The organism is Proteus cibi, from assembly GCF_003144405.1.
Taxonomy (GTDB): Bacteria; Pseudomonadota; Gammaproteobacteria; order Enterobacterales; family Enterobacteriaceae; genus Proteus; species Proteus cibi.
Genome location: NZ_PENW01000012.1, coordinates 1 through 1,536, shown reverse-complemented (window position 1 = coordinate 1,536; position 1,536 = coordinate 1). Strand labels below are relative to the sequence as shown.

The following is a 1,536-nucleotide window of genomic DNA, read 5'->3' as shown; positions in this document are numbered from 1 at the left end:
TTATATAAACATCTTTAGTAACAGAGATTATATTTCCCTCTAAGTTTTCAACATTTAATGTTCCGAGAATTTCACAACTCTCCTCAATAACTACATTTTTTAAACGTCCAGAAGTTGCCTCTATTTCTCCTCTTGCTTTTATATTCTGAAACTCAGCAAACCCATTTTTATTAATTATCCAGCTCGGTCTCCCATTTAAATAATTATTAGATTGAATCACATTTCCTATTTTTGCATTTGTAATAGAGCCATCTTCGATAAATAAATCTCGAATAAACAATTGCCCATTTTTGGCATACATGAATAATTCCATCTTGCCATTTGATGGGTTATACCAAGCAAAATTATTGGCGTTGTAACCAAAGAATGATTCGAGCTTTCCATTCTTAACTTGAGCACTAATCACTTGCCCTGCTGCATTATATTTCACGTTGTTATGAACAATCGTGATATTAATGGAATGCGTGACAACACCGTCGCCTGATTGCTCAAATTCAGCCTGCATTTTTTGGTTAATCATGCCCTGCTGTTTGCCAAATTGCGCTTGTACCTGTTCTTCGGATTTAGCCATGGCTTTATTCGTTTCAGATATCGCTTCTTTATTTGTTGCAACATCAGCACGAATACGACCAACTTCTTTATCTGTATTGCCTAACTTCTGGTTGGTGTCAGCTAAATTTTGGTTAGTTGTTTTTAACTCTGTGCGGATCTCCGTAGTTGTTTGACCGAAAGCTTTATCTAAATCAGAAATCGTTGTTTTAACTTCTTTAATTTCAGAGTTAAATGTATTTTCTGCATTATCAATTGATGAGTAGAGCTGAGTAACAGTCTGTGCCCACGCTTCGTTATCCGTTGCACGAACTTGCCATAGCTCTTTGATCCCAGCCTGTGATTGACCGTGTTTCACTAACAAACTGCGTGATAGTTGAGAGTCAGAGTTACTAAGAATGAGCGCTGTCTCAGCATTCCAATCTAATTTTTCACTGAGTTGTTTGCCGGCATCTGCTGTCATGAATTGGCCGTCTAGCTCATCGAGTATTTCTTTGGTATTACTATTAGGCTCCCCTTTGGCTTCAACAAACACTGATTTTCCAACAGCGTTTATACTGCGAACATAAATATAATAGATATGCCCTGCTTTCAGGTTGCGCCCTTGAATAACCCACATCGTACTGATACCTAAATATTCAGCACGACTTTCCACTTCGCGAATATCGGTGATCTGTTTTTCTGAAAACCAAAACTCATACTGTGCTCGTAAGCTATTTTGACCACCAGAACGAGGAATAATACCCAAGCTAAAATAACCTGACTCCACTTCAATATAACTCGGTGGTAGGGGTGGATTAATCGCAAATGAGGTTGTGGCCACCTCGCCTTTTTGTTTCCGATCATTTTGAGGTACGACGGATAAAACGTAATTTCCTTGAGGCAAACCACCAAAACGATACATCGTATCCGAGGTTGAGGCGGTGCCGACAATACGATCACCCGTAGTGAGTTTTAATAAAAAATCGACTCCTCGACTGGAATAAG

At 38.8% G+C, this 1,536-nt stretch carries 1 protein-coding gene; it reads right to left on the bottom strand.

Going from position 1 to position 1,536, the window contains the following annotated elements; all coding sequences use genetic code 11:
* Window positions 1-1,536, bottom strand: a 1,536-nt coding sequence (locus tag DK865_RS07370; protein WP_162556614.1) for a phage tail tip protein J-related protein, incomplete at both ends; no start/stop codon positions are given.